23 protein-coding genes and 1 tRNA gene are annotated in these 23,159 nt (G+C 51.8%); 15 read left to right on the plus strand and 9 right to left on the minus strand.

Going from position 1 to position 23,159, the window contains the following annotated elements:
* Positions 1 to 183: 183 nt before the first annotated feature.
* From ppk1 to DD586_RS14725, 3 genes are all read left to right on the plus strand, one after another.
* Complete coding sequence (gene ppk1, locus DD586_RS14710) at positions 184 to 2,253, plus strand: polyphosphate kinase 1 (RefSeq protein ID WP_012885622.1); 2,070 nt, start codon at positions 184 to 186, stop codon at positions 2,251 to 2,253.
* Positions 2,254 to 2,257: 4 nt separating this feature from the next.
* Positions 2,258 to 3,787, plus strand: a complete 1,530-nt coding sequence (gene ppx, locus DD586_RS14715) for an exopolyphosphatase (protein ID WP_012885623.1) — start codon at positions 2,258 to 2,260, stop codon at positions 3,785 to 3,787.
* Between the two features lie 609 nt (positions 3,788 to 4,396).
* Positions 4,397 to 4,663, plus strand: a complete 267-nt coding sequence (locus DD586_RS14725; RefSeq protein ID WP_012885625.1) for a DksA/TraR family C4-type zinc finger protein — start codon at positions 4,397 to 4,399, stop codon at positions 4,661 to 4,663.
* A 94-nt stretch (positions 4,664 to 4,757) separates the two neighbouring features.
* Here the strand turns inward: DD586_RS14725 and DD586_RS14730 are convergent, their stop codons facing one another.
* A complete protein-coding gene (locus tag DD586_RS14730) occupies positions 4,758 to 5,186 on the minus strand; it encodes a universal stress protein (RefSeq protein ID WP_012885626.1) in 429 nt (142 codons plus the stop codon).
* A 224-nt stretch (positions 5,187 to 5,410) separates the two neighbouring features.
* Here DD586_RS14730 and DD586_RS14735 point away from each other — a divergent pair, with 224 nt between their 5' ends.
* On the plus strand, positions 5,411 to 5,776 hold the full coding sequence (locus DD586_RS14735; RefSeq protein ID WP_012885627.1) for a DUF4186 domain-containing protein: 366 nt from the start codon (positions 5,411 to 5,413) through the stop codon (positions 5,774 to 5,776).
* On the opposite strand, the gene DD586_RS14740 is transcribed toward DD586_RS14735, so the two are convergent.
* Positions 5,773 to 6,297 carry an isochorismatase family protein gene (locus DD586_RS14740; RefSeq protein WP_012885628.1) on the minus strand — a complete coding sequence of 175 codons (525 nt, stop codon included), beginning with the start codon at positions 6,295 to 6,297 and terminating at the stop codon, positions 5,773 to 5,775. The two genes, DD586_RS14735 and DD586_RS14740, sit on opposite strands and share 4 nt — an antisense overlap.
* Positions 6,298 to 6,475: 178 nt before the next feature.
* Positions 6,476 to 6,563 (minus strand) — tRNA-Ser (locus DD586_RS14745).
* 236 nt (positions 6,564 to 6,799) lie between these two features.
* Between DD586_RS14745 and yccA the strand changes: the two genes are divergently transcribed.
* Positions 6,800 to 7,459: an FtsH protease modulator YccA gene (yccA, locus tag DD586_RS14750; protein ID WP_012885629.1), complete on the plus strand. Its 660-nt coding sequence runs from the start codon at positions 6,800 to 6,802 to the stop codon at positions 7,457 to 7,459.
* 113 nt (positions 7,460 to 7,572) lie between these two features.
* Here yccA and DD586_RS14755 read toward each other — a convergent pair whose 3' ends face one another.
* Positions 7,573 to 7,932 carry a winged helix-turn-helix transcriptional regulator gene (locus DD586_RS14755; RefSeq protein WP_012885630.1) on the minus strand — a complete coding sequence of 120 codons (360 nt, stop codon included), beginning with the start codon at positions 7,930 to 7,932 and terminating at the stop codon, positions 7,573 to 7,575.
* 100 nt (positions 7,933 to 8,032) lie between these two features.
* Here DD586_RS14755 and DD586_RS14760 point away from each other — a divergent pair, with 100 nt between their 5' ends.
* Positions 8,033 to 8,782, plus strand: a complete 750-nt coding sequence (locus DD586_RS14760; RefSeq protein WP_012885631.1) for an SDR family oxidoreductase — start codon at positions 8,033 to 8,035, stop codon at positions 8,780 to 8,782.
* A gap of 98 nt (positions 8,783 to 8,880) precedes the next feature.
* Entirely contained in the window at positions 8,881 to 9,210 is a 330-nt protein-coding gene (tusE, locus tag DD586_RS14765; RefSeq protein WP_012885632.1) for a sulfurtransferase TusE, read from the plus strand.
* A gap of 29 nt (positions 9,211 to 9,239) precedes the next feature.
* Here the strand turns inward: tusE and yccX are convergent, their stop codons facing one another.
* Entirely contained in the window at positions 9,240 to 9,518 is a 279-nt protein-coding gene (gene yccX, locus DD586_RS14770) for an acylphosphatase (RefSeq protein ID WP_012885633.1), read from the minus strand.
* 204 nt (positions 9,519 to 9,722) lie between these two features.
* On the opposite strand from yccX, the gene hspQ reads away from it, so the two are divergent.
* Positions 9,723 to 10,031: a heat shock protein HspQ gene (hspQ, locus tag DD586_RS14775; protein WP_012885634.1), complete on the plus strand. Its 309-nt coding sequence runs from the start codon at positions 9,723 to 9,725 to the stop codon at positions 10,029 to 10,031.
* Between the two features lie 92 nt (positions 10,032 to 10,123).
* On the opposite strand, the gene DD586_RS14780 is transcribed toward hspQ, so the two are convergent.
* Positions 10,124 to 10,537, minus strand: coding sequence for a CoA-binding protein (locus tag DD586_RS14780; protein WP_012885635.1), 414 nt, complete (start codon positions 10,535 to 10,537; stop codon positions 10,124 to 10,126).
* A 250-nt stretch (positions 10,538 to 10,787) separates the two neighbouring features.
* Between DD586_RS14780 and DD586_RS14785 the strand changes: the two genes are divergently transcribed.
* Positions 10,788 to 11,435, plus strand: coding sequence for a DUF2057 family protein (locus DD586_RS14785; protein WP_012885636.1), 648 nt, complete (start codon positions 10,788 to 10,790; stop codon positions 11,433 to 11,435).
* Positions 11,436 to 11,577: 142 nt separating this feature from the next.
* Positions 11,578 to 12,036: a methylglyoxal synthase gene (locus DD586_RS14790; RefSeq protein ID WP_012885637.1), complete on the plus strand. Its 459-nt coding sequence runs from the start codon at positions 11,578 to 11,580 to the stop codon at positions 12,034 to 12,036.
* Between the two features lie 75 nt (positions 12,037 to 12,111).
* Here the strand turns inward: DD586_RS14790 and helD are convergent, their stop codons facing one another.
* Positions 12,112 to 14,169: a DNA helicase IV gene (gene helD / locus DD586_RS14795; RefSeq protein WP_012885638.1), complete on the minus strand. Its 2,058-nt coding sequence runs from the start codon at positions 14,167 to 14,169 to the stop codon at positions 12,112 to 12,114.
* Between the two features lie 167 nt (positions 14,170 to 14,336).
* Here helD and DD586_RS14800 point away from each other — a divergent pair, with 167 nt between their 5' ends.
* Together DD586_RS14800 and yccS are read left to right on the plus strand one after the other, a co-directional pair.
* Positions 14,337 to 14,783 (plus strand): YccF domain-containing protein, encoded by a 447-nt coding sequence (locus DD586_RS14800; protein WP_012885639.1) that lies wholly within the window; start codon positions 14,337 to 14,339, stop codon positions 14,781 to 14,783.
* Positions 14,784 to 14,792: 9 nt separating this feature from the next.
* Positions 14,793 to 16,997 (plus strand): YccS family putative transporter, encoded by a 2,205-nt coding sequence (gene yccS / locus DD586_RS14805; RefSeq protein ID WP_041164537.1) that lies wholly within the window; start codon positions 14,793 to 14,795, stop codon positions 16,995 to 16,997.
* Here the strand turns inward: yccS and DD586_RS14810 are convergent, their stop codons facing one another.
* Positions 16,998 to 17,627, minus strand: coding sequence for a TfoX/Sxy family DNA transformation protein (locus DD586_RS14810; RefSeq protein ID WP_012885641.1), 630 nt, complete (start codon positions 17,625 to 17,627; stop codon positions 16,998 to 17,000).
* 219 nt (positions 17,628 to 17,846) lie between these two features.
* On the opposite strand from DD586_RS14810, the gene sulA reads away from it, so the two are divergent.
* Entirely contained in the window at positions 17,847 to 18,341 is a 495-nt protein-coding gene (gene sulA, locus DD586_RS14815; RefSeq protein WP_012885642.1) for an SOS-induced cell division inhibitor SulA, read from the plus strand.
* A 363-nt stretch (positions 18,342 to 18,704) separates the two neighbouring features.
* Positions 18,705 to 19,769, plus strand: a complete 1,065-nt coding sequence (gene ompA, locus DD586_RS14820) for a porin OmpA (protein WP_012885643.1) — start codon at positions 18,705 to 18,707, stop codon at positions 19,767 to 19,769.
* Between the two features lie 965 nt (positions 19,770 to 20,734).
* On the opposite strand, the gene DD586_RS14825 is transcribed toward ompA, so the two are convergent.
* Positions 20,735 to 21,697, minus strand: coding sequence for an aldo/keto reductase (locus DD586_RS14825; protein WP_012885644.1), 963 nt, complete (start codon positions 21,695 to 21,697; stop codon positions 20,735 to 20,737).
* A gap of 255 nt (positions 21,698 to 21,952) precedes the next feature.
* Between DD586_RS14825 and DD586_RS14830 the strand changes: the two genes are divergently transcribed.
* The gene (locus DD586_RS14830) at positions 21,953 to 23,134 is read left to right on the plus strand and encodes a NupC/NupG family nucleoside CNT transporter (RefSeq protein ID WP_012885645.1); all 1,182 of its coding nucleotides are present in this window, start codon (positions 21,953 to 21,955) and stop codon (positions 23,132 to 23,134) included.
* Positions 23,135 to 23,159 lie beyond the last annotated feature (25 nt).

Consider the following 23,159-nt stretch of genomic DNA (forward strand, 5'->3'; position numbering starts at 1 on the left):
TCTTCTTGCATTGAGAAGAGGAAATGAAATATCCCGTCGCAGACGGGGTAACATATGTTGCCTTTACACCTGTAATATGACAATGGTAAGTCGATACGCGCATTCGCTTTTATCGTCATTTGCGCGCCATAATGAACGTGGATAGTAGCTGCACTTAAGTAAAAATAGTGTAACGGAGCGACAATGAGTCAGGACAAACTCTACATAGAAAAAGAGTTGAGTTGGTTATCCTTTAATGAACGTGTGTTGCAGGAAGCCTCGGACAAAACCAATCCACTGATTGAACGGATGCGATTCCTGGGTATCTATTCCAGCAATCTGGACGAGTTCTACAAAGTTCGTTTTGCTGACCTGAAGCGCCGCATCCTGATCAATGAAGAACAAGGCTCCGATGGCGAACTGCGCCAATTACTCGGCAAAATCCAGGCCCGGGTGCTGAAAACCGACCAACAGTTTGACAATCTGTACAACGAGTTGCTGCTGGAAATGGCCCGTAATCAGATCTTTTTGGTGAACGAGCGTCAGGTTTCTTCCAATCAGCAAATCTGGCTGCGCGAGTATTTCCGACAGAATCTGCGTCCACACATCACGCCGATTTTGATTCTGCCGGAAACCAATCTGGTCGAATTCCTGAAAGACGATTACACCTATCTGGCGGTAGAAATCATTCGCGGCGAAAAAACCGACTATGCGTTGCTGGAAATCCCGTCTGACAAGGTGCCCCGCTTTGTCGACCTGCCGCCAGAAGCGCCACATCGTCGCAAGACCATGATTCTCATCGACAACATCCTGCGTTACTGTCTGGATGATATTTTCCGTGGCTTTTTCGATTTCGACGCGCTAAACGCCTACTCCATGAAAATGACCCGTGACGCCGAATACGATCTGGTCACGGAAATGGAATCAAGCCTGCTGGAATTGATGTCCTCTAGTCTGAAGCAACGCCTGACCGCCAAACCGGTACGGTTCGTCTATCAACGCGATATGCCAGATGCGATGGTGGAATGTCTGCTGCATAAACTGGGGATCTCCTCTTATGATTCAGTGATCCCTGGCGGGCGTTATCACAACTTTAAAGATTTTATCGGCTTCCCGAATATCGGCCGCGCCAATCTGGTCAACAAACCACTGCCACGTCTACGCCATCACTGGTTCAGCCAGTTCCGCAACGGGTTTGACGCCATTCGCCACCGCGATGTTCTGCTCTACTACCCGTACCATACGTTTGAGCATGTACTGGAATTACTGCGTCAGGCATCTTTCGACCCCAGCGTGCTTTCGATTCGCATTAATATTTATCGTGTGGCGAAAGATTCCCGCATCATCAACTCCATGATCCACGCGGCCCACAACGGGAAGAAAGTCACGGTGGTGGTGGAATTGCAGGCACGCTTTGATGAAGAAGCCAATATTCACTGGGCCAAACGGCTGACGGAAGCGGGTGTTCACGTTATTTTCTCCGTACCGGGGCTTAAAATCCACGCCAAGTTGTTCCTTATCTCCCGCAAGGAAGGGGACAACATCGTGCGTTATGCGCATATCGGTACCGGTAACTTCAACGAGAAAACCGCTCGCCTGTATACCGACTATTCGTTGCTGACCGCCGATGAGCGTATTACCAACGAAGTACGCCGGGTGTTCAACTTCATTGAAAACCCATACCGCCCGGTCAGCTTCCACCATCTGCTGGTGTCGCCGCAAAATTCCCGTGACCGTCTGTATCAGATGATCGATCAGGAAATAGCCAATGCACAGGCAGGACAGGAAGCCAAAATAACTCTTAAAATCAACAATCTGGTGGATAAGGGACTGGTGGACAGGCTGTATGCCGCCTCTGGCGCCGGAGTAAAAATCAACCTGCTGGTTCGTGGCATGTGCTCACTGATTCCAGAACTCCCTGGGATCAGCGATAATATTCGGGTTATTAGTCTCCTTGACCGCTACCTGGAACACGATCGCGTCTATGTGTTCCATAACGGTGGCGACCACAAGGTATTCCTGTCATCTGCTGACTGGATGACTCGTAATATTGATTACCGTATCGAAGTCGCGGTGGAAGTGCTTGACGACAGGCTGAAGGAACGGGTGCTGAACATACTGGATATCTTGTTCAGCGATACGGTAAAAGCCCGTGTGGTAGACAAGGAGCTGAGCAATCGCTACGTCACCCGCGGTAACAGGCGCAAAGTGCGCGCCCAGAATGCCATCTATGACTATATCAAGGCGCTCGAGCAACCCGGAGAACAGGCCTGACCCAATGCCTTTAATGAACCACACTACCGAACAACCTCAGGAATTCGCGGCTATCGACCTGGGCTCCAACAGTTTCCATATGGTGATAGCCCGCGTTGTTAACGGCGCGCTGCAAGTATTGGGCCGCCTGAAGCAACGCGTACACCTGGCCGACGGGCTGGACAGCCAAAACCGGCTTAGCGAGGAGTCCATCCAGCGCGGGCTAAGCTGTCTGGCGCTGTTTGCCGAACGGCTACAGGGTTTTCCCGCCACCAACGTGTCGATTGTCGGTACCCATGCGCTACGCCAGGCGGTCAACGCCCAGGATTTTCTGCGTCGCGCCGCCAAAATTATCCCCTACCCGATTGAGATTATTTCCGGTAATGAAGAAGCGCGTCTGATCTTCATGGGGGTAGAACACACCCAACCGGAAAAAGGCCGCAAGCTGGTTATCGATATCGGTGGTGGTTCTACCGAGCTGGTTATCGGCGAAGACTTCGAACCGATGCTGGTGGAAAGCCGTCGTATGGGGTGCGTCAGTTTCGCCCAACAATTTTTTCCCAATGGGGAAATCAGTGAAACCAACTTCAAACGCGCCCGCCTCGCCGCCGCCCAGAAACTGGAAACGCTGGCGTGGGAATACCGTATCTATGGCTGGGATTACGCACTCGGCGCCTCTGGCACCATCAAAGCCACCTGTGAAATTCTGGTGGCGATGGGAGAAAAAGACGGTCTTATCACCCCAGAACGGTTGGAAATGCTGCGTGAGCGGATCCTACAGTTTAAAAACTTCCGGGCGCTCAGCCTGCCCGGCCTGACCGAGGATCGTCAAACCGTGCTGGTGCCGGGCTTCGCGATTCTGTGCGGCGTATTTGACGCGCTCGCTATCAGGGAATTGCGTTTGTCAGATGGGGCATTGCGCGAAGGGGTACTCTATGAAATGGAGGGCCGCTTCCGCCATCAGGATATCCGTATTCGCACCGCGCAAAGCCTCGCCAGCCATTACAACATTGACCGGGAACAGGCAAAACGTGTGCGGGAAACCGCCGAACAGCTTTACACACAATGGGCACAGCAGAATCCGTCACTGGTACACCCACAACTGGAAGCACTGCTGAAATGGTCGGCGATGCTGCATGAGGTGGGCCTCGGCATCAACCACAGCGGTATGCACCGTCATTCCGCCTACATTTTGCAAAACACCAATCTGCCCGGTTTCAATCAGGAACAGCAGCAACTGCTGGCGTTGATGGTGCGGTTACATCGTAAGGCGGTGAAGCTCGAAGAATTGCCACGCTTCAATCTGTTCAAAAAGAAACACTACCTGCCGATGGTGCAACTGCTGCGTCTGGCTACGTTGTTAAATAACCAGCGTCAGGCGACCACAACGCCAAAAACGTTGCGCCTTATTGCCAGCGAAACCGCATGGACGCTGATCTTCCCGCAGGGGTTCTTCAATCAGAACATGTTGATTCAACTTGATTTGGAACGAGAACAACTGTACTGGGACGACGTCAGCGGCTGGAAACTGTACATCGAAGAAGAGCCGGTCTGATGGTTTTTCAGGCCGGCGGCCGCTGTGCTGTCCGGCCTGTTATTATCAAATCCGCTTTTTCTGTGATAATGTTCGCACTATTACAGCCAATCGCGCATCTGATACCCCTTTCACCACGCTTTTTACCCCACTCACGTTGACCATACCGCCAGCTTGTGCCTAAATAAAATACAGCGAATGTTCGCCATAACATGGAAACCGAAAACCAATGACAACCCTGACCCATAAACGACGCATCGCCCTTCGTCAGCGACGACGATCCGGTACGCGCATCGCTCGTACTATACTCATGATTAGTTTTATTATTCTGCTTGGTCGTTTTGCCTATTCCGCCGTCGGCGCGTTTTTCCACCACCAGAACATACAGCAACAACGTGTCACACAGCCTGTTGCCCCGACAGTCACTCCAACAGCCGTGACACCCCAACGCGAATAGCATCTGTTATTGCTGATGCCGTTGATACCATGATGTATGACTCATGCCATTGCGCCTGGCGCCGTAGCACCCTGTGGTTGCGCTCTTTTTATGCGCCTGCCTGCGCATTTCAGTCCATACTCAATACATCATCTCAATATTGACGAGAGAACGTTGACGAGAGAGGTAGCACTATGGCCAGCGGCTGGTCTAATGACGGAGCGGTTCAGGATCAAATTGACGCCACAGTGGATGACGCCATCGCCCATGCCCGTAGCCTGCTGCATCAGGGTGACAGCGCAGACTATTGCGAAGAGTGCGGTGATGCCATCCCGCAGGCTCGCCGTCAGGCACTGCCGGGTATCCGCTTTTGCGTGCAGTGTCAGGAAAAGAGAGATAAAAAACACGCCCTTAACAGCGGTTATAACCGGCGGGGCAGTAAAGATAGCCAGTTACGCTAAAATAATACGGGCGTCGATGCCGACACGACACACGACATCTGCCTGACTAACATCACGACACGCCAAAAGCCTTACAACCTCATTGATTCGCCATTCACCGCACGACCAGCACCGATGTCTGGGCATGGCGGACGATTGCCGCCGCGTTTGACCCCAGCAGGTACGTTTTCACATTCGGGCGCCGCGAACCAATCACAATCAGGTCCGCTTCAATCTCCTGAGCCAGCTCCAGCACTTCATCACGCGGGATACCAAAACTGATGCTGTGAGACAGTTTGTCTGCTGGCAGGTCGATGGTTTTCAACAGCGCATGCAGTTTTTCATCCGCTTTGATCACCGCTTCATTCTCAAACTCTTTGATGCCAAAAGAGTAAGCCGACATAAACGCCGAGGCGTCAGGCAACGCATAGAATAAGTGAACGGTCGCGCCAGATTGCCTGGCCAGTTCCACCGCGTGCGACAATGCCTTTTGCGTCAACGTTTCTTCATCAATATCCACGGGCACTAAAATGGTCTTGTACATCATCACGTCCTTAAGTCAGCCATCGCTATACTCAAAGCGTAGCCCCGTTTGCCGCGGTGCGACATCGTTTTTCAGGTATTTGTGAAGCGAGGCCAGGTTTAGTGCCGATAGGGACAATCTGATACAACCACAAGCGAATACAACGGGTTATCTGCAACCTTGCCTGCCTGCGGTAACGGGAGTAGTCTTGCCCGGGTTCAGCCCCTGACTCACAGACTGCAAGCATGACAACTCTTGATGCGCTGTTCTTACGGCTATCACGCTCTCGTTTCCGCCAGCGTTTTCATCTGGGCGCTAAAGAGCGCGACTACTGCTTTAGCAAAGGCAAAGAGCAAATTGCGGTTCATGCCGCCGATTTTATCGCCCGGAGACTGGCACCGGCAGAACCGGCCAACGACGGTAAACAGACCCCGATGCGCGGTCATCCGGTGTTTATTGCTCAGCACGCCACCGCGACCTGCTGCCGGGGCTGTCTGGAGAAATGGCATCAGATAAGCCCACACCGCCCGCTCACTGATGACGAACAGCGCTACATTGTTGATGTTATTCTACGCTGGCTTGAAAACGACCTACTGCACCATACGCCTTAACGTTGTGCCTGCCACGCCTGCAAAATCGCCGCGGTGTCTTTCACCAGCAAGGTATTACCGGGGATGATGAAGTCGCGCCAGACATCGTTATGCTGGTCGATCAGTTGTGCTGCACTCACTGCCCGTCTGTCCGCCGTGGTGTGAGCATCACCGGCCACCGTTTGCGCATACCCACGGCTGGCGGCATTTTTAATGGTGGCATCAACACAATAGTCCGTCGCACAGCCACATAGCGTAAAGTGCCTCACCTGAAGACGGTCCAGAATCTGCGCCAGTTCGGTACGGTAAAACGCATCACAGGCTGTTTTAGTCACCGATATGGCATTGGCAGGCCGATGTAGTGAAGGCAGCACCTGCCATGCTTCGCTGCCGGGTAGCATGTCGGCGTCCGTATGTTGGATAAAAATGGTCTGATCCGCGGCGTCAATCAACTGATTGATACGCTCAGTCACACTCTCCTGCTGATAGCGCGGCGTAGCGAACACCCCATTTTGCATATCGATGACGATTAACACCTGCATGTCTACCTCCGAAAGCATAGCGCAAAACGCTATCATACTGCGCTATCGTGCAGGCAGACATTATTCATGAAGGGAAACATCGCATGAAAGAAAACTGAGTGTGGGGAACGTGGAATAGCAGGCGGAGCGAATAGCAGAAACGAAAACGGGCCAGCATAATGCTGACCCGTTAGAATTTTGGCGGAGGAGTAGAGATTCGAACTCTAGAACGCTTTCGCGTCGCCGGTTTTCAAGACCGGTGCCTTCAACCACTCGGCCACTCCTCCGCAACGACGCGAACTATAAACAGTGTGTCGGATATTGTAAAGTGACATAACGTTCAATCGCCTGAAAAACAGGCAACAACTGATTGAAAGTATACAAAATCGCCATCAGACTCAAACTTTTACCGTCAGGTGAGTTCAAGTGAGTAAAGAAGGGTAAAACGGCTTTAATAACATAGTGCAACTACTTACTCTCTCTACAGACACAATGGCCCCCCTTAACAGAGAGAGTCGTTATTATGGATCGTATCATTGCCTCCTCTACGCGTGAGCAATCGCTGCTCAGTACCCACAAGGTGCTGCGTAATACCTATTTCCTGCTGTCGCTAACGCTGGGTTTCTCTGCTGTCACCGCCACGCTTAGCACCATGCTGAATTTGCCGTCACCAGGTTTTCTGCTGACGATTATCGGCTTTTACGGCCTGATGTTCCTGACCTATCGGCTGGCTGACCGCCCGGCGGGGATCCTGGCCACATTCGCGTTGACCGGCTTTATGGGTTATACCCTCGGCCCATTGCTCAATGCGATGATTGCCGCAGGCGCTGGTGACATTATTATGCTGGCGTTGGGGGGGACCGCACTGGTGTTCTTCTGTTGTTCCGCCTACGTGCTGACCACCCGTAAGGACATGTCTTTCCTGTCCGGTATGCTAATGGCGGGTTTCGTCGTCTTACTGGTGGCCACTATCGCTAACCTGTTCCTGCATTTACCGGGGTTACATCTGGCGATCAGTGCGATGTTTATCCTGTTCTCCGCTGGCGCGATTTTGTGGGAGACCAGTAACATCATCCACGGCGGCGAAACGAACTACATTCGTGCGACCGTCAGCCTGTATGTTTCCATCTACAACCTGTTTGTCAGCCTTCTGAGCCTGTTAGGTATGTCCCGCAGCGAGTAACCCAGACCGACATCAGGCAACCAGACAAGGCACCTTCGGGTGTCTTGTCGCATTTTGAGTCATCCGGGGAACAAAAAATGGTGAGGTGCTGTCGATACTTCGCCGAAGGCTCCTCACTCCCGTATCAACCTATCCCCATAAGCTCGCATCCAGTCAGCCAAAGAGTCCAGCGTACCACGCAACGTCTTTCCCAATGCGGTGATTTCATATTCCACTCGTGGTGGCACTTCGGCATAGACCGTACGGCAAACCAGCCCACGCAATTCGAACAAACGCAATTGCCGGGTGAGCTCTTTCTGAGTGATGGGCGCCACCGCACGTTGTAGATCGCTAAAGCGCATGGGTTTGTCGATAACGATCAGCCGATACAGGATGGGAATAGCCCACTTACCGGAGATCAGGTTCACGAAGTCCACCATCGGGCATCGTTCCGTGGACGGAACATCTGCCGACGCCTGCCTGAGTATTGCCATAACTATCCCTTTTCTCCATTAGTATTCAAAAGGTGCCTACTATGCAAAGTATACCATTAGTCAGATAATCTGGCTCTCAGCTCACCAAAAGGATAACGACATGCCAAGACTGCAAGATAAATATGTGCTGATCACAGGGGGGACCAGTGGCATCGGCCTGGAGACTGCACGTCAATTTTTGAAAGAAGGCGCAATAGTCGCCATCACCGGACGCAGCCAGGAAAGCCTGTTGGCAGCCGGTCGGGAACTGGGTAATAACGTGCTGCTACTTCAGAGCGACGCGGGTGTTACGGCTGCCCAGCGCACATTGGCTGGGCAGATTGCACAACATTGGCCACGCCTTGACGTACTGTACGTCAATGCAGGTGATGTGACGCACCGCCCGTTGCAAGAGTGGGATGAAGCGACGTATGACCGGCTCATGAATACCAATCTCAAAGGCCCGTTCTTTCTTATTCAGTCCCTACTACCTTTGCTGGCAAATCCGTCTTCCGTCATTTTGTGTGGTTCGGTCAGTGCGCATATTGGCTTGCCACAGAGCAGCGTCTATGCCGCCAGCAAGGCAGGATTGCTCTCGCTGGCCCGAACCTTATCCGGCGAACTTGCAGGCAGAGGCATTCGAGTCAATGGATTAAGTCCGGGCCCGACTGAGACGGCCGCACTAGGCAAGCTGGGGCTTCCACCACAGGAAGAGGACGCCTTACGCGAACAAATTAAACATCTCGTCCCCATTGGTCGTCTGGGTACGCCGTGGGAATTGGCAAAGGCGGCGGTATTCCTGGCTTGCGATGAGTCCAGCTTTATCGTCGGCACTGAACTGCAAGTTGATGGTGGCGTGGGTAACCTCTAAGTACACCGTTTCCCCACCGCCCTCGATGCATGTACCTTCTCTGCGTCTGTCGCAAAGTTTGCTAGACTAGGCCCGTTTTCACGTGATACCGAGGCAATATGTTAGAGTTTGAAGGCAGGGTTATCGAAACCGATGCCCAGGGATATCTGAAAGATAGCAGCGACTGGCAGGAAGACATGGCTCCCCTATTGGCAGAGCAGGAAAGCATCACGCTCACCGAGGCGCACTGGGAAGTGGTGCGCTTTGTCCGGGCGTTTTACCTCGAATTCAATACATCCCCCGCCATCCGTATGCTGGTTAAAGCCATGGCCCAAAAATACGGAGAGGAAAAAGGCAACAGCCGTTATCTTTATCGTCTGTTTCCCAAAGGCCCGGCCAAACAGGCGACCAAAATCGCCGGGCTGCCAAAGCCGGTGAAATGTATCTGAGCATTCAGACCGAACAGACAGACCCAGGGTCAGTAACGGATAGAGAAATCCCGCTCATCGGGTGCCGAGTGGGGCTCAGTCAGCACCTTATCCACCCGTGCATGACGCGGCCCCCCTTGCTTTAACCAAGCCAGCAGTTGCGCGACGCCACGCTCTTCACCACTGGCGACGATTTCCACACTGCCGTCATCACAATTTCGGACATAACCACACACACCCAACTGTCGGGCCTGGAGTTGGGTGTGGTAGCGAAAACCGACGCCTTGAACCATCCCGTAAACCCACACAATCATGGACATTGTCGACATCTTTTCCTCCTCCTCCGTCACATCGATGTTGTGTAAAAATGCATCAGGGTTAACGCCTTTTTACCTTCATTCAGCCTATTATTAATACAGCAGAAAGACTGACTGGCTTGTTACCTGAATGAACATCACCACCACGCCTGATGACTTGAAAATCACACGCCGTCCCCCCATTTAGGGTTCGTAATACGTTTCTCGGGAGGTCATATGATTAACTGTAAATTCACCATCGGACAGCAGATTCGTCATAAACTGCTGGGGTACCCAGGCGTCGTCATTGATATTGATCCTGAGTATTCCCTTGCACAACCCAAGTGGGAAGAACTTTCAGTCAATGACACCTTGCGAACGGCTCCGTGGTATCACGTGGTGATGGAAGATGAGCATGGCCGCCCTATTCACACGTATCTGGCGGAAGAACAACTGATCAACGAAGGGCCCAACCCTTCCGATCACCCGTCGCTGGATGAACTGGCTGCCACCATCCGACGCCGCGCACCGCATCTGCTGCACTGACATCACCCCCATCAACCATGGAAGGTGATGTGATATGTGCAGCACACGCTTGCCGTCGGTAGTTATCTGGAATGAAACCTGAGGCGGGAGGCTTATTTTCCCAACCCCAAGCGGGGAATTTCAATTTTAGGGCAACGATCCATCACGACTGATAAACCGGCGTCATGCGCCAGCACTGCCGCCGCTTCATTGATGACGCCAATCTGCAGCCACAACACCCGCGCCCCAATCGCAATCGCCTCCTGAGCGATTTCAAACGCCGCATTCGACTGGCGAAAGACATCCACCATATCTACCGGCTCTGGAATCTCAGTCAGCGACGCATAGACGTGTTGCCCCAACAGTGTCTCCCCCGCCAGTCCCGGATTAACCGGAATCACCCGATAGCCTTGCTCAAGCAGATAGGCCATGACCCCATAACTGGGCCGTGAGGGATTATCGCTGGCGCCAACCAGCGCGATAGTCTTCACCTCGGTGAGTAGCTTTTTTATGTCGTTATCTTGCATGGTTGCCTCCGTGACGATTAATCCGACAAACGCCCACGCTCGCATGAAGGAGGTCAGGCACTGCCTGGTATCAGTGTAACGCAGAATATCCATGGTGATGTGTGTGCCCGCTCAATCCGCCCGCTGGCACACCGTGCACTGTCTCCCTTTTCCTGCCGCTTATTGATAACCAAATATTTCAATTTTAAAATTTTGACACATTCTGCTTGTTACTGAACAATACGATGATGAGATCCACGATGAGGTTTGTATGAAAACCATTTCTGCTATCGCCGCCACGTTGTGGTTGATCACCTTCAGTTCTCTGGCGATGGCAACGACGCTCAAGCTCCGGCCTGACATCGAGTTAGTGATGGTGGATGGGAAAAAAGTCCCGGGTTCGTTGATCAATGGTGCCGACAGTCTGGAACTGGAAAAAGGCTATCATCAAATTGTCTTTCAGGTATTGAAATCCGTAGGCCCTTCAGTTGGCACCAAACAGACTTACCGTTCGCCCGGCCTGATCGCCGTATTTGACGCCCGCACTCTGAGCGAAGTCGCTATCCGGCTTCCTGCTCTGGACGATCCTGCGGCTCGGCAGAGTTTTAGTCAGTCCCCCGACTATCAGCTGGTAGACAGCAAAAATCTGCCTATCCCTATTCGCACCGACGTGCTACCCACCGGTAACGCCGAGTTATCCGGCGAAATAGAAAAACGCATGGCTGACTACAACCGCTCAGGTCAACCGGCAGCCGCCATAGCGTTCGCGCCGCTACCGTCAGCAAAGGCATCTACCACGCCCAACGCCGCCGCCAACCCGCTCGATCCACTCAGCATCATGCAATACTGGTTTCAACAGGCGGATAAAAACACACGCCAGCGTTTTCTGGAATGGGCAAGAGACAGAGAAAGCCAGTAAGCATGCTGATTTTACAGGCAAAAACGGCTGTTTTTGGAAAGATGCTCGCATTTTTTCAGTCTGCCACTTTCCACTGAAACCGCGTTTCCGTAATCTGTGAAAACAATACTGTTCGAAATTATACTGTTCGAAGGATGTCGCCATGGAGTACACCACCCGCACAATCGAGGTGCATAAGCACATTGCACTGGTTGCGCACGATCACTGTAAAGAATCGCTGCTGGAATGGGTTACCGCTAACAAAACCCAACTGGCGGAACACCATTTGTATGCTACCGGCACAACAGGCAACCTGATCCAACTGCATACCGGCTTGCCGGTCAGAAGCATGCTGAGTGGGCCGATGGGCGGTGATCAGCAGGTGGGAGCCCTGATATCCGAAGGCAAAATCGACATGCTGATTTTCTTCTGGGATCCGCTCAATGCCGTGCCGCACGATCCAGACGTTAAGGCGCTGCTGCGTCTGGCAACGGTATGGAATATCCCGGTGGCGACCAATCGCTCCACGGCCGATTTTCTGATTAATTCCGCGCTATTCCGCCAACAAGTCTCCGTCACCATCCCGGATTATCAGCGTTATCTTCAAGGGCGCCTGAGATAAGCCTGCATTTTTCGTGGTAACTGGCCGGTGATTACCGGCCGGTTTTTCCTGCAAAACTCACAAATAAAACCAGGCTTAACCCGGTTTACGCGGCATAGGTACGCCCAACTGGTGTAAATCGTCCACAAATACAGACGGCTCATCACGGCTGTACAACAGCCACACCTGATGTTTCGCCCGGGTCAGTGCCACATACAGCAATCGCCGCTCTTCTGCGTCCGGGAACGGTTCCGGATGAGGCAATAATACGGCTTCCAGTACCGATTCACGCACGGGTGCAGGAAATCCATCACGCCCTTCATGCAACCCCAGTAAAATCACATAATCCGCCTGTTGCCCTTTGCTGGCATGAATGGTCATGAAATCAAGGTGTAAATTCGGCCAACGAGTCTGAGCCTTATCCAACACATCCGGGCGTAAATGGTGATAGCGCGCCAGTATCAAAATGCGCGCCTCTGGCGTCACATAACCGCTCATCTTGTCCAGCAACGCGTCCAACTGTTCTTGTTCCAGCAGCACGACTGATTTTTTATCACCGTCTCGCAGGCTGTTGAGCGTTTTTTTCAACTGCGCCGGATTTTGTTGAATAAACCGACTCGCAATCTCGCCGATGCGGTGGTTAAAGCGATAGGTGGTATCCAGAACACATTGCGCCCCTTCGCCAAAATGCCGCTCAAACGCCGTCGTCAGCGTCAACTCAGCACCGCTAAAGCGGTAAATCGCCTGCCAGTCATCGCCAACCGCGAACAGACTGCTATCAGGCGACTGGCGACGCAGCGCCTCCAGCAAGCGGGCGCGCTGGGGCGAGATATCCTGAAACTCATCCACCAGTATATGGCGCCACGGACTGACAAAACGGCCTTTATCCAGATAGTTGACGGCCTGATGAATCAAACCGGAGAAATCTACAGCGCCTTCGTCTTTCAGGGCTTTTTTCCAGGCTTTTAGCAACGGGGCCATTAACCGCAACCGTTGCTGGAATACTGGACGCGTTTCATCATCGGCCAACGCCAACATTTCACTCTGTGTACCGCCTTGCATCCGCATCAATCCCAGCCAGCGCTCCAGTCGCCCTGCCAGCCTCGATGCAAGCGCGGTATCCTGCCAAAAGTTTCCCTCCGGCAACGTCCACTCCAGCTCTTCCGTCAGCCACTGCCGCCACCCTTTTGCCTGGGTCTTCTTTTCATCACACTGCTGCTGCCAGTGCCGACTCAAAAATTCCCGCCGGTACGCCCCATCTGTTTCCAGCCGACTGATCACCGGTACCTTGCGGCTGCACTGCTGAATAATGTGCAACGCCAGCGCATGGAAAGTCATTGCCTGCACATCGTCGGTATGCAGCCGCTCCAGGATACGGCTATTCATTTCCTCTGCCGCCTGTCGGCCAAACGCCAGCAACAGAATCTGTTGTGGCGACGCCTCCCCCCGATGCAATAACCAGGCAGCACGCGCCACCAATACCGACGTTTTGCCGCTACCGGCACCAGCCAGCACCAACACGGCATTTTCACCATTGACCACCGCCTGGCACTGACTGGGGTTTAATGGTGAGCTTTCCACCGTATTGAAAAACGCGCTCTGCGTAACCAGCGTTGTTTGCGTCCAGTTCTGGTTGGCCTGCTGACGCCGCGTTTCGCCTTGCTCCAACCAGAGCAGGCACTGCTGGTAGTTATCCCGACACACATCAAACTCATTCAGACGCGCCAACGGCAACGGCAATGCGGCGAACCCGGCACGAATCTCTTGCTGGACGCGCACCAGCGCCTGACGGCTAAACCACCCATCCCGGTGTTCCTGTTCCGAAATCTCGTTGACCAGTCGTTGCAACACCGCGCTGCAAACTTCGCTCATTTCCTGGCTCCAGCTTTGCCAGGCCATAAATAGATGACGAAAAAACTGCTGGGTTTCTTGCCACTCGGTACCGTGCAAACGCACGACTTTATCTTCCGGCAACTCGAACTCCAGTTCTCCCCAAATCAGCCCTTTTTTGCAGCGGATAGCCAGCAATTGATTGAATGGAATCAGATACTCATGCCGGTCGCCGCTAACATTGACGCCGGCATTCAGTAATTGCACACGATTATAAGGATGCTGTGCCAGATGCTTACCTAACGCGGTCGATTTCAGTTCCATGATCCCAGAGCCATTTTCAGAAGACGTGTTCAACGTTATCGTTCACAAATTGTAGTGTAACCGCTATCCGACTCCGCACTCTAGCAACAAAAACGCGTTAGAATAACCCGGCGAATAATGTGATAATTCTTTCCTCATCAGAGAGTTTGACCGAGGGTATTCCTATCATGCGAGCCGTACTCAATATCCTGAATTTCGTGCTGGGCGGTTTTTTCACCACGCTCGCCTGGTTGCTGGCTACCGTCGTCAGCATAGTACTGGTGTTTACCCTGCCGCTTACTCGCTCATGCTGGGAAATCGCCAAATTATCGCTGCTGCCATACGGCAATGAAGCCGTCCACATTGACGAACTACGGCCGGAACAAAAAAATTCACTGCTGAATGCCAGCGGCACACTGCTCAATGTGTTCTGGCTGGTCGTTTTCGGCTGGTGGCTGTGCCTGTCGCATATTGCCAGCGGCATTGCACAATGTGTGACGATCATCGGCATACCGGTTGGCATCGCCAATTTCAAAATTGCCGCCATTGCGCTTTGGCCAGTGGGACGCCGCGTTGTCTCGGTAGAAGAAGCGCAAGCGGCAAGGGAAGCCAACGCCCGTCGGCGTTACCAGTAATCAGGATGGATGATCATCGTGCAACAGAACGTCACAACCAGTCTGCGGCGGGTTATTTATAACAGTAGTTGGCTGTATAACCTGCGGATTCTGATAGCACTCAGCGGTGTGGCGATCGTGCCCTGGTGGCTCGGAGTCTCGACCAGCACTATCCCGCTAACGCTGGGCGTCGTGGCCGCGGCGTTGACTGACCTTGATGACCGTTTATCCGGTCGTCTGTTCAATCTGATCATTACGCTCGCCTGTTTTCTGGTGGCATCCGTATCGATAGAGCTGCTCTATCCACATCCCTGGTTATTCGCCATTGGGCTGGCAGGCTCAACCTGGAGCTTTATCCTGCTAGGGTCGCTGGGGCAGCGCTATGCCACTATCGCCTTTGGCGCACTGCTGATCGCCATCTACACCATGCTGGGTATATCGCTTTACAGCGACTGGTATCAGCAACCGTTTTTACTGTTGCTGGGGGCACTGTGGTATAACCTGTTGACGCTGCTCGGTCACCTGCTGTTTCCCATTCGTCCTTTGCAGGACAACCTGGCCCAATGCTACCAGCAGTTGGCCCACTATCTGGAAATCAAATCCAATCTGTTCGACCCCGACCTTGATGACAACGACCAACCGCTGATTGACGTTGCCATGGCTAACGGCCAGTTGGTTGATATGCTCAATCGGGCCAAAGCGTCGTTGCTGACCCGTCTGCGCGGCGATCGCGGCCAGCGCGGTACCCGACGCACACTCCATTATTATTTTGTCGCGCAAGACATTCATGAGCGGGCCAGCTCAGTACACATTCAATATGAACAACTGCGGCATATGCTACGCTACAGCGATGTGCCTTTCCGGTTTCAACGCCTGTTGTTTATGCTGTCCCGCGCTTGCCAGCAGGTGTCGCAATCCATTTTATTGCGGCAGAAATACCAGCATGATTACCGAATCGAACGGGCCTTTTCCCACCTCGACGCGGCTATCGACAGGCTGGCGGCTCAGGGTGTGGAAACCGTATACATCAAAGCGCTACGCTATCTCCTCAATAACCTGCAAGCGATTGACGCCCAGCTCATCAATATCCAGTCCGAGCAGACGCTTGAACGCCACAATCATCGCCTGCCGGTAGAAAGTCGGTTATCGGACGATAAAATTACCGGCTGGAGCGATATCCGGTTGCGTATCAGTCGCCATCTCACACCGCAATCTTCACTGTTTCGTCACGCGGTGCGTATGTCGCTGGTGCTGTGTGTCGGCTATGCGATTATTCAATTTACCGGTTTACACCACGGTTACTGGATCCTGCTGACCAGCCTGTTTGTCTGCCAGCCTAACTATAACGCCACTCGCCGACGTCTGGCGCTGCGTATCCTCGGAACGTTGGGCGGGGTACTGATCGGAGTGCCGCTGCTATACATCGTGCCGTCACTGGAAGGACAACTGGCGTTAATTGTTATCAGCGGGGTGCTGTTCTTCGCGTTTCGCACGGTGCAATACGCTCAGGCCACGCTGTTTATCACCTTGCTGGTGCTGATGTGTTTTAATCTACTGGGAGAAGGGTTGGAAGTCGCCATCCCCAGAGTCGTCGACACATTACTGGGCTGTGGTATTGCCTGGGCAGCGGTCAGTTTTATCTGGCCAGACTGGCGATTCCGCGGCCTGCCTGCGGTGATCAATAAAGCCATGGACATGAATTGCCGCTACCTCGATGCCATTATGGTGCAATATCATCAGGGCAAAGATAACGGACTGCCTTACCGAATCGCCCGGCGTGACGCCCACAATAGCGATGCGGAACTGGCCTCGGTGGTGTCCAATATGTCGGCCGAGCCGCATGCCCGGCCGGGCTCACTGGAAAACGCCTTCCGGCTGATGTGTCTCAACCATACCTTGTTGGGATATATCTCCACGCTGGGAGCGCATCGGGAACATATTCAGTCGACTGAAACATTGCAATTGCTGAACGACGCCGTTTGTTACGTCGATGATGCGCTTCATCAGGACAATCGCGACCAGACCACGTTGGATAAAGAACTGGAAGCACTGAAACATCGTATCCATAGCCTGTCGCCGGAGCAGGACAGTCAGGAGCAGTTGGTATTACAACAGATTAACCTGATAATCGGCCTGTTGCCGGAACTGACGCAACTGAAAAACCAGATGATTGCTGAAGAAAATCGACCACAGGAACCGATGCATCGGAATCGACAACAGACCTCTGCCCACTAACTAATTCAGTCTGGGTGGTCTCAAGGCTTGGGGACTGGCCTTCTCGAACCACTCAAGCAATTCGCTGCGTATGCCTTGCGGCAGCGCAGCCTGATGTACACCACAAATAGCACCGGCCAATGCCAGTAGTACATTAACGCTCAAATTCTGGCTGATGGTGCGCAGTTTCAGGTAGCTGGTTTTTGCGCCAAGCCGGTGTAGCTCATCGATGTTTCTAATGCCTACCTTCCAGAGTAACCGCTCCAGATCATGATTGATATTTGGCAGGTCTTTTAGCCTGATACAACGCTTTCTGGCTGCTTTATCCTGTCGCGCACCCTGCAAAGATAATCGCGCCAGCTCCAGCAGTGCCGGCTCATCCTGCCAGAGTGACTCCCCAACCAAATAATAATTGAGCGGTACCGGCAAACCGCGTTTGGTATAGATGAGTTTTGGCGCGCACTCTTCGAGAAAAAAGGCTTCATTATGACGAGCCGCCCGCAAATAGAGTTCTCCACCGGATACCAGCGCGAAAATCACTCCATCCGCCGCAATACTGTAACCGCCGAACTGTGAGCGAGAGAAAATAGTTCCCAATGAGGAAAACACGGTTTTCGCCTGTAAAATCCTTTTTTCACATAGCTTTTTCATTACTTATTCCTTGTATTGAATGTTTTTCCCTGTTTACCAAAGACATCTGCAACGGGAACAATTAATTAAACACAGCAAAACCCGGTCTTCAAATACAAAACATGTCATACCGGCAATAACATGACGATTATGCGAAGCGCTTTCAGAAATTCCGGTTGATCTTTGCCCACACAAAAGATACTGTACACCCATACAGTATAGCTGTGAGGTAAAGAAACTATGCGTACTCAAACCATCCGTTCTCGTCATGTCTGCAACACGTCACGCCTGGGTCATAACGCGATGCCTCAAACCGCTTCCAGCGGCTTCATCAGCGAAATCGTCTATGGTGACGACCATCCCATGCTGACGCCGTTACTGCTGCCTTTGTTGCAGCAATTGGGTACGCAATCACGCTGGCTACTTTGGCTTTCCCCACAGCAAAAACTGAGCCGCCTGTGGCTACAACAGACAGGCTTACCGTTGGAAAAGATGATCGAGCTTCATCGCCTCAATCCGGTATCGACCGTTGATGCAATGGAGAAGGCGTTAATGACGGGTAATTACAGCGTCGTTCTGTGCTGGCTGCCAGACGAACTGAATAATGAACAAAAAATGCGGCTGCAAAGAGCGGCACAGCATGGAAATACCTATGGATTCATCATGCGTCCAGAGGGAGAAACAATCACAAGACCCTTTTCCACACTAAAAATTCACTCAAGATTGTATCATTGAATGAATATTAGGATTTTTCTTACAGGGATGTAGCGTGTTATCCGTAGCCCGCGCAAACACAGCGCCGGACGTGTTATTGCGAAGTACTAATATTAAAAGAGATCAGGGTAATCTGACAAAATCGTCCATTATTTGTTAGTAATTATGTATGAACGACTGGTTTTTTCATGGCGTCTGTCACATCATACTTGTAACTTTCTCACCACGTTGTAGACTTTAGCTCGCTGGAGTTGCCCTTTCATAATGCCAGTTCACTGGCAGCACGTAATTAGACCAAGGGCAATATCTCCGAGAAAGGATTTTAACCAAAGGCTAATTAGCTTACAGAGCTGATTGCCGATTTGGATGATAATGAGGCGTAAAATGAAAAAAACAGCTATCGCGATTGCAGTGGCACTGGCTGGCTTTGCTACCGTAGCACAAGCCGCACCGAACGATAACACCTGGTACGCAGGTGGTAAACTGGGCTGGTCCCAGTACCACGATACCAACCTGACTGGCAATGGTTACAACGCAACCAACGCTGCGCAGAACCAGCTGGGTGCCGGCGCATTCGGTGGCTATCAGGCTAACCAGTATCTGGGTTTTGAAATGGGCTATGACTGGCTGGGCCGTATGAAGTATAACGGTGGCAACCAGGGTAGTTTCAAAGCTCAGGGTATCCAACTGGCTGCTAAACTGAGCTACCCGATCGTTGACGATCTGGATGTCTACACCCGTCTGGGTGGTTTTGTATGGCGTGCTGACAGCCATGACAACTCCGGTCGTAACGATAACGACACTGGTGTTTCTCCGCTGGCTGCTGTGGGTGTTGAATACGCAATCACCAAAAACTGGGCAACCCGTCTGGATTACCAGTGGGTGAACAACATTGGTGACGCTGCTACCGTTGGTGGTCGTCCTGACAATGGTCTGCTGAGCGTGGGTGTTTCTTACCGTTTCGGTCAGGAAACTGCTGCTCCGGCTCCGGTTATTGCTCCGGCACCGGCTCCGACCCCGGCTCCGGCTCCGGTTGTTCAGACCAAACGCTTCACCCTGAAGTCTGACGTTCTGTTCAACTTCAACAAAGCAACTCTGAAACCGGAAGGTCAGCGTTCTCTGGACCAGCTGTACACTCAGCTGAGCACCCTGGATCCGAAAGACGGTTCCGTAGTGGTTCTGGGCTTCACCGACCGTCTGGGTTCCGACCAGTACAACCAGACTCTGTCTGCCAAACGCGCACAGACTGTTGTGGATTACCTGGTTCACAAAGGCATCCCGTCGAACAAGATCTCCGCTCGTGGTATGGGTAAAGCCAACCCGGTTACCGGTTCTACCTGTGCTAACGTGAAAGCACGTGCAGCACTGATCGAATGTCTGTCTCCGGATCGTCGCGTAGAGATCGAAGTGAAAGGCATCAAAGACGTAGTGACTCAGCCTCAGGCTTAATTGCCACTGAGCATACGCTAGTGGAAAAGGCGGTAGCCCTATAGTTAATTCTATAGATTTACGTTACCGCTCTTCCCTGCCAGAAAAACAGCCTCTGCTTATGTGAGGCTGTTTTTTATTGGCACCATCCAGTATTTTTCATTCCTGCTTATGCTCCCTCCCATATGATTTGGGGTAGACCTATTTTCGTGTTTTCATGGCTATAAATATTTTCATGAGCACACGTGTCGTCATAAATATAAATGCCTTGCTGGATATAATTACCCTCACTTCATAAACTCTTGCACTAGCTATACGAAATCTCTCCGGCCATACCTATCAGTTTATTGGTATATACCCAAAATAATTCGAGTTGCAGGAAGGCGGCAAGTGAGTGAATCCCGATGAGCTTACTGAGGTAAGTGATTCGGGTGAACGAACGCAGCCAACACACCTGCAACTTGAAGTATGAAGGGTAATTCGATGGCGACCAATAACACGACAGAAAATACCATCAATGATAAATAAACCGATGTCACATCACATACGACAAGCGCTGCTGCCAGGGGAATAGCTCGCAGAGCCTTGCTGGCTCTTACCATCTGAGGATGAAAAGCATAGGTGGATTGTTCAGACTGGTTTCATAACCAATATCACTGTAATGATAAATATCATGGCCCCAATAGCAGGTCGCGCTCAATTAAAATACAAACTGAAATAGCAGTAGTAATATATTTTTATTCCTCATCAGCTCGCAGAAAAAATTGTATTTACTGCGAGCTAAGCCATCAAATCGATTTTCATTAGCGTTCTTTCACCGTAGGGTAAAATATAAACAAGAGGTAACATAACCTCGGTAATGTAGACTACAAATAAAGCTAACCTCACGGTAAATAATATGGTTCACAAGCATGATGGTGGCGATCTGGCTTACTACCAGATCGCCCATGGCTATGCGGTTAGTACACATCAAGCCATGTTCGGCTTCAGGCACTGGCACTATTGAGTTGTTCAATCTCATAAGGCGTTAACGCCAGCCGGGTGGCACTGGCCAACTCCGCAACCTGCTCTACCGAGGTCGCACTGACTATCGGGGACGTCACACTGGGACGCGCTATCAACCACGCCAACGCAACCTGAGCAGGAGTGGTGCGATGAGCCTCCGCAATCTGATCCAATGCGTTCAAAATCGCCAGACCGCGCGGATTGAGATAATGTTCAATCACGCCCTGACCACGGGCACTTTTTACCGAATCGGCGGCCGAGCGATATTTGCCCGACAAAAAGCCGCTCGCCAGCGAGTAATAACCGATCACCCCTAACCCGTTAGCTTTTACTACCGGTTCAAGCGTGGTCTCATAGTGCTGACGATCATACAGGTTGTATTCCGGTTGCAGCGTTTCATAACGCGCCAGGTGGTTATCCTGGCTCACTTGCAGCGCCTGAGCCAGACGCTCACCATCATAGTTGGAAGCGCCGATAGCACGCACCTTGCCTTCGCGAATCAACGTATCGAAAGCCGACAAGGTTTCCTCCAGCGGGGTGTGCTTATCATCCTCATGCGACTGATAGAGATCGATATAGTCTGTTTGCAGACGTCGCAGCGAATCTTCCACCGCCCGGCGGATATAAGCCGCCGATAATCCGTGCCGAACACCGCCCATATTCTTGCCGACTTTGGTGGCAATAATGACGCGATCGCGGTTTCCACGCAGTTTCAGCCAGTTACCGATTATGCTTTCCGATTCGCCGCCCTTATTACCTGGAGCCCAGGCAGAATACACATCGGCGGTATCAATAAAGTAGAGACCTTGACTGAGCAAGGCATCCAGTACCCGAAACGAGGTTGGCTCATCAATAGTCCAACCAAATACGTTGCCGCCAAAGGTCAGTAACGGCACCCGAATTCCCGATTGTCCCAACTCACGTAACGCATCAGACGCAGGCATTGTCATCTCCTTGTGCTTACATTTTCCCTACAACCAACATGCTGGCAGGGAACTTTCATCACAGCATTTTTCGGTCTGGCATGATGAAATATTGAGATATCTCCCAGACAGAAGCGAATGCTATGAGACCCACGCTTTAGTTTAGGTTATTTTCCGCGATATAATTCCGGTTTTGCGTCTTACGTCGCATTTTAGGCGCAATCGTTACATAAAATGACGACCAAAAATCGGCCCCTATCATAATTTGGAGCAAACATGTCCAACATTCTGCAATTTATCCTGGCCCTGATTGTTGTCGCCGGCCTGTCACTGCTGGTGTGCCGCGATCGCAAAAGCATTCGCGTCAGGTATATTGTTCAACTTTTAGTCATTGAAATTCTACTCGCCTATTTTTTCCTCTACTCCAGTGCAGGGTTGGGTTTTGTGAAAGGGTTTGCGAGCTTGTTTGACAAACTGCTCGGCTTCGCAGGTGAAGGTACCACCTTCGTCTTTGGCAATATCGGTAACAACAGCTTTGTGTTCTTCCTCAAAGTGCTGTGCCCGATCGTGTTTATCTCCGCACTGATCGGTATTTTGCAGCACATCAGAGTACTGCCGTTCATTATCCGACTGATTGGTACCGTTCTGTCCAAAGTTAATGGTATGGGCAAACTGGAATCGTTCAACGCGGTCAGCTCACTGATTCTCGGTCAGTCTGAAAACTTCATCGCTTACAAAGACATTCTGGGGCAGATGTCTGAAAAACGTATGTACACCATGGCAGCAACCGCGATGTCGACGGTATCCATGTCAATCGTCGGTGCCTACATGTCGATGCTGGATGCAAAATACGTGGTCGCGGCGCTGGTGCTCAACATGTTCAGCACCTTTATCGTGTTGTCGCTCATTAACCCTTACGACACCAGTGAAGAAAAAGAGCTGCACCTGAGCAATCTGCATGAAGGCCAGAGCTTTTTTGAAATGCTGGGTGAATACATTCTGGCCGGTTTCAAGGTGGCGGTTATCGTTGCTGCGATGCTGATCGGTTTCATCGCGCTGATCGCCGGTATCAACGCACTGTTCAGCGCAGTATTTGGCCTGAGCTTCCAGGAAATTCTGGGTTATGTGTTCTACCCGTTAGCCTGGGTGATGGGTATTCCTAAAGCTGAAGCACTGCAGGTAGGCAGTATCATGGCCACCAAACTGGTGTCCAACGAGTTTGTCGCCATGATGGAATTGCAGAAAGTAGCCGGTCAATTGTCACCACGCAGCGTAGGTATTCTGTCAGTCTTCCTGGTGTCGTTTGCCAACTTCTCATCGATTGGTATCGTCGCCGGGGCTATCAAAGGGTTGAATGAAGCACAAGGCAACACGGTTTCACGCTTCGGTCTGAAACTGGTTTATGGTTCTACCCTGGTCAGCCTGCTTTCCGCCGCTATCGCCGGGCTGGTGCTGTAACACGCCTGTCCTGATAATGACACTG

The sequence above is a fragment of the Dickeya parazeae Ech586 genome (genome assembly GCF_000025065.1).
Lineage (GTDB): Bacteria > Pseudomonadota > Gammaproteobacteria > Enterobacterales > Enterobacteriaceae > Dickeya > Dickeya zeae.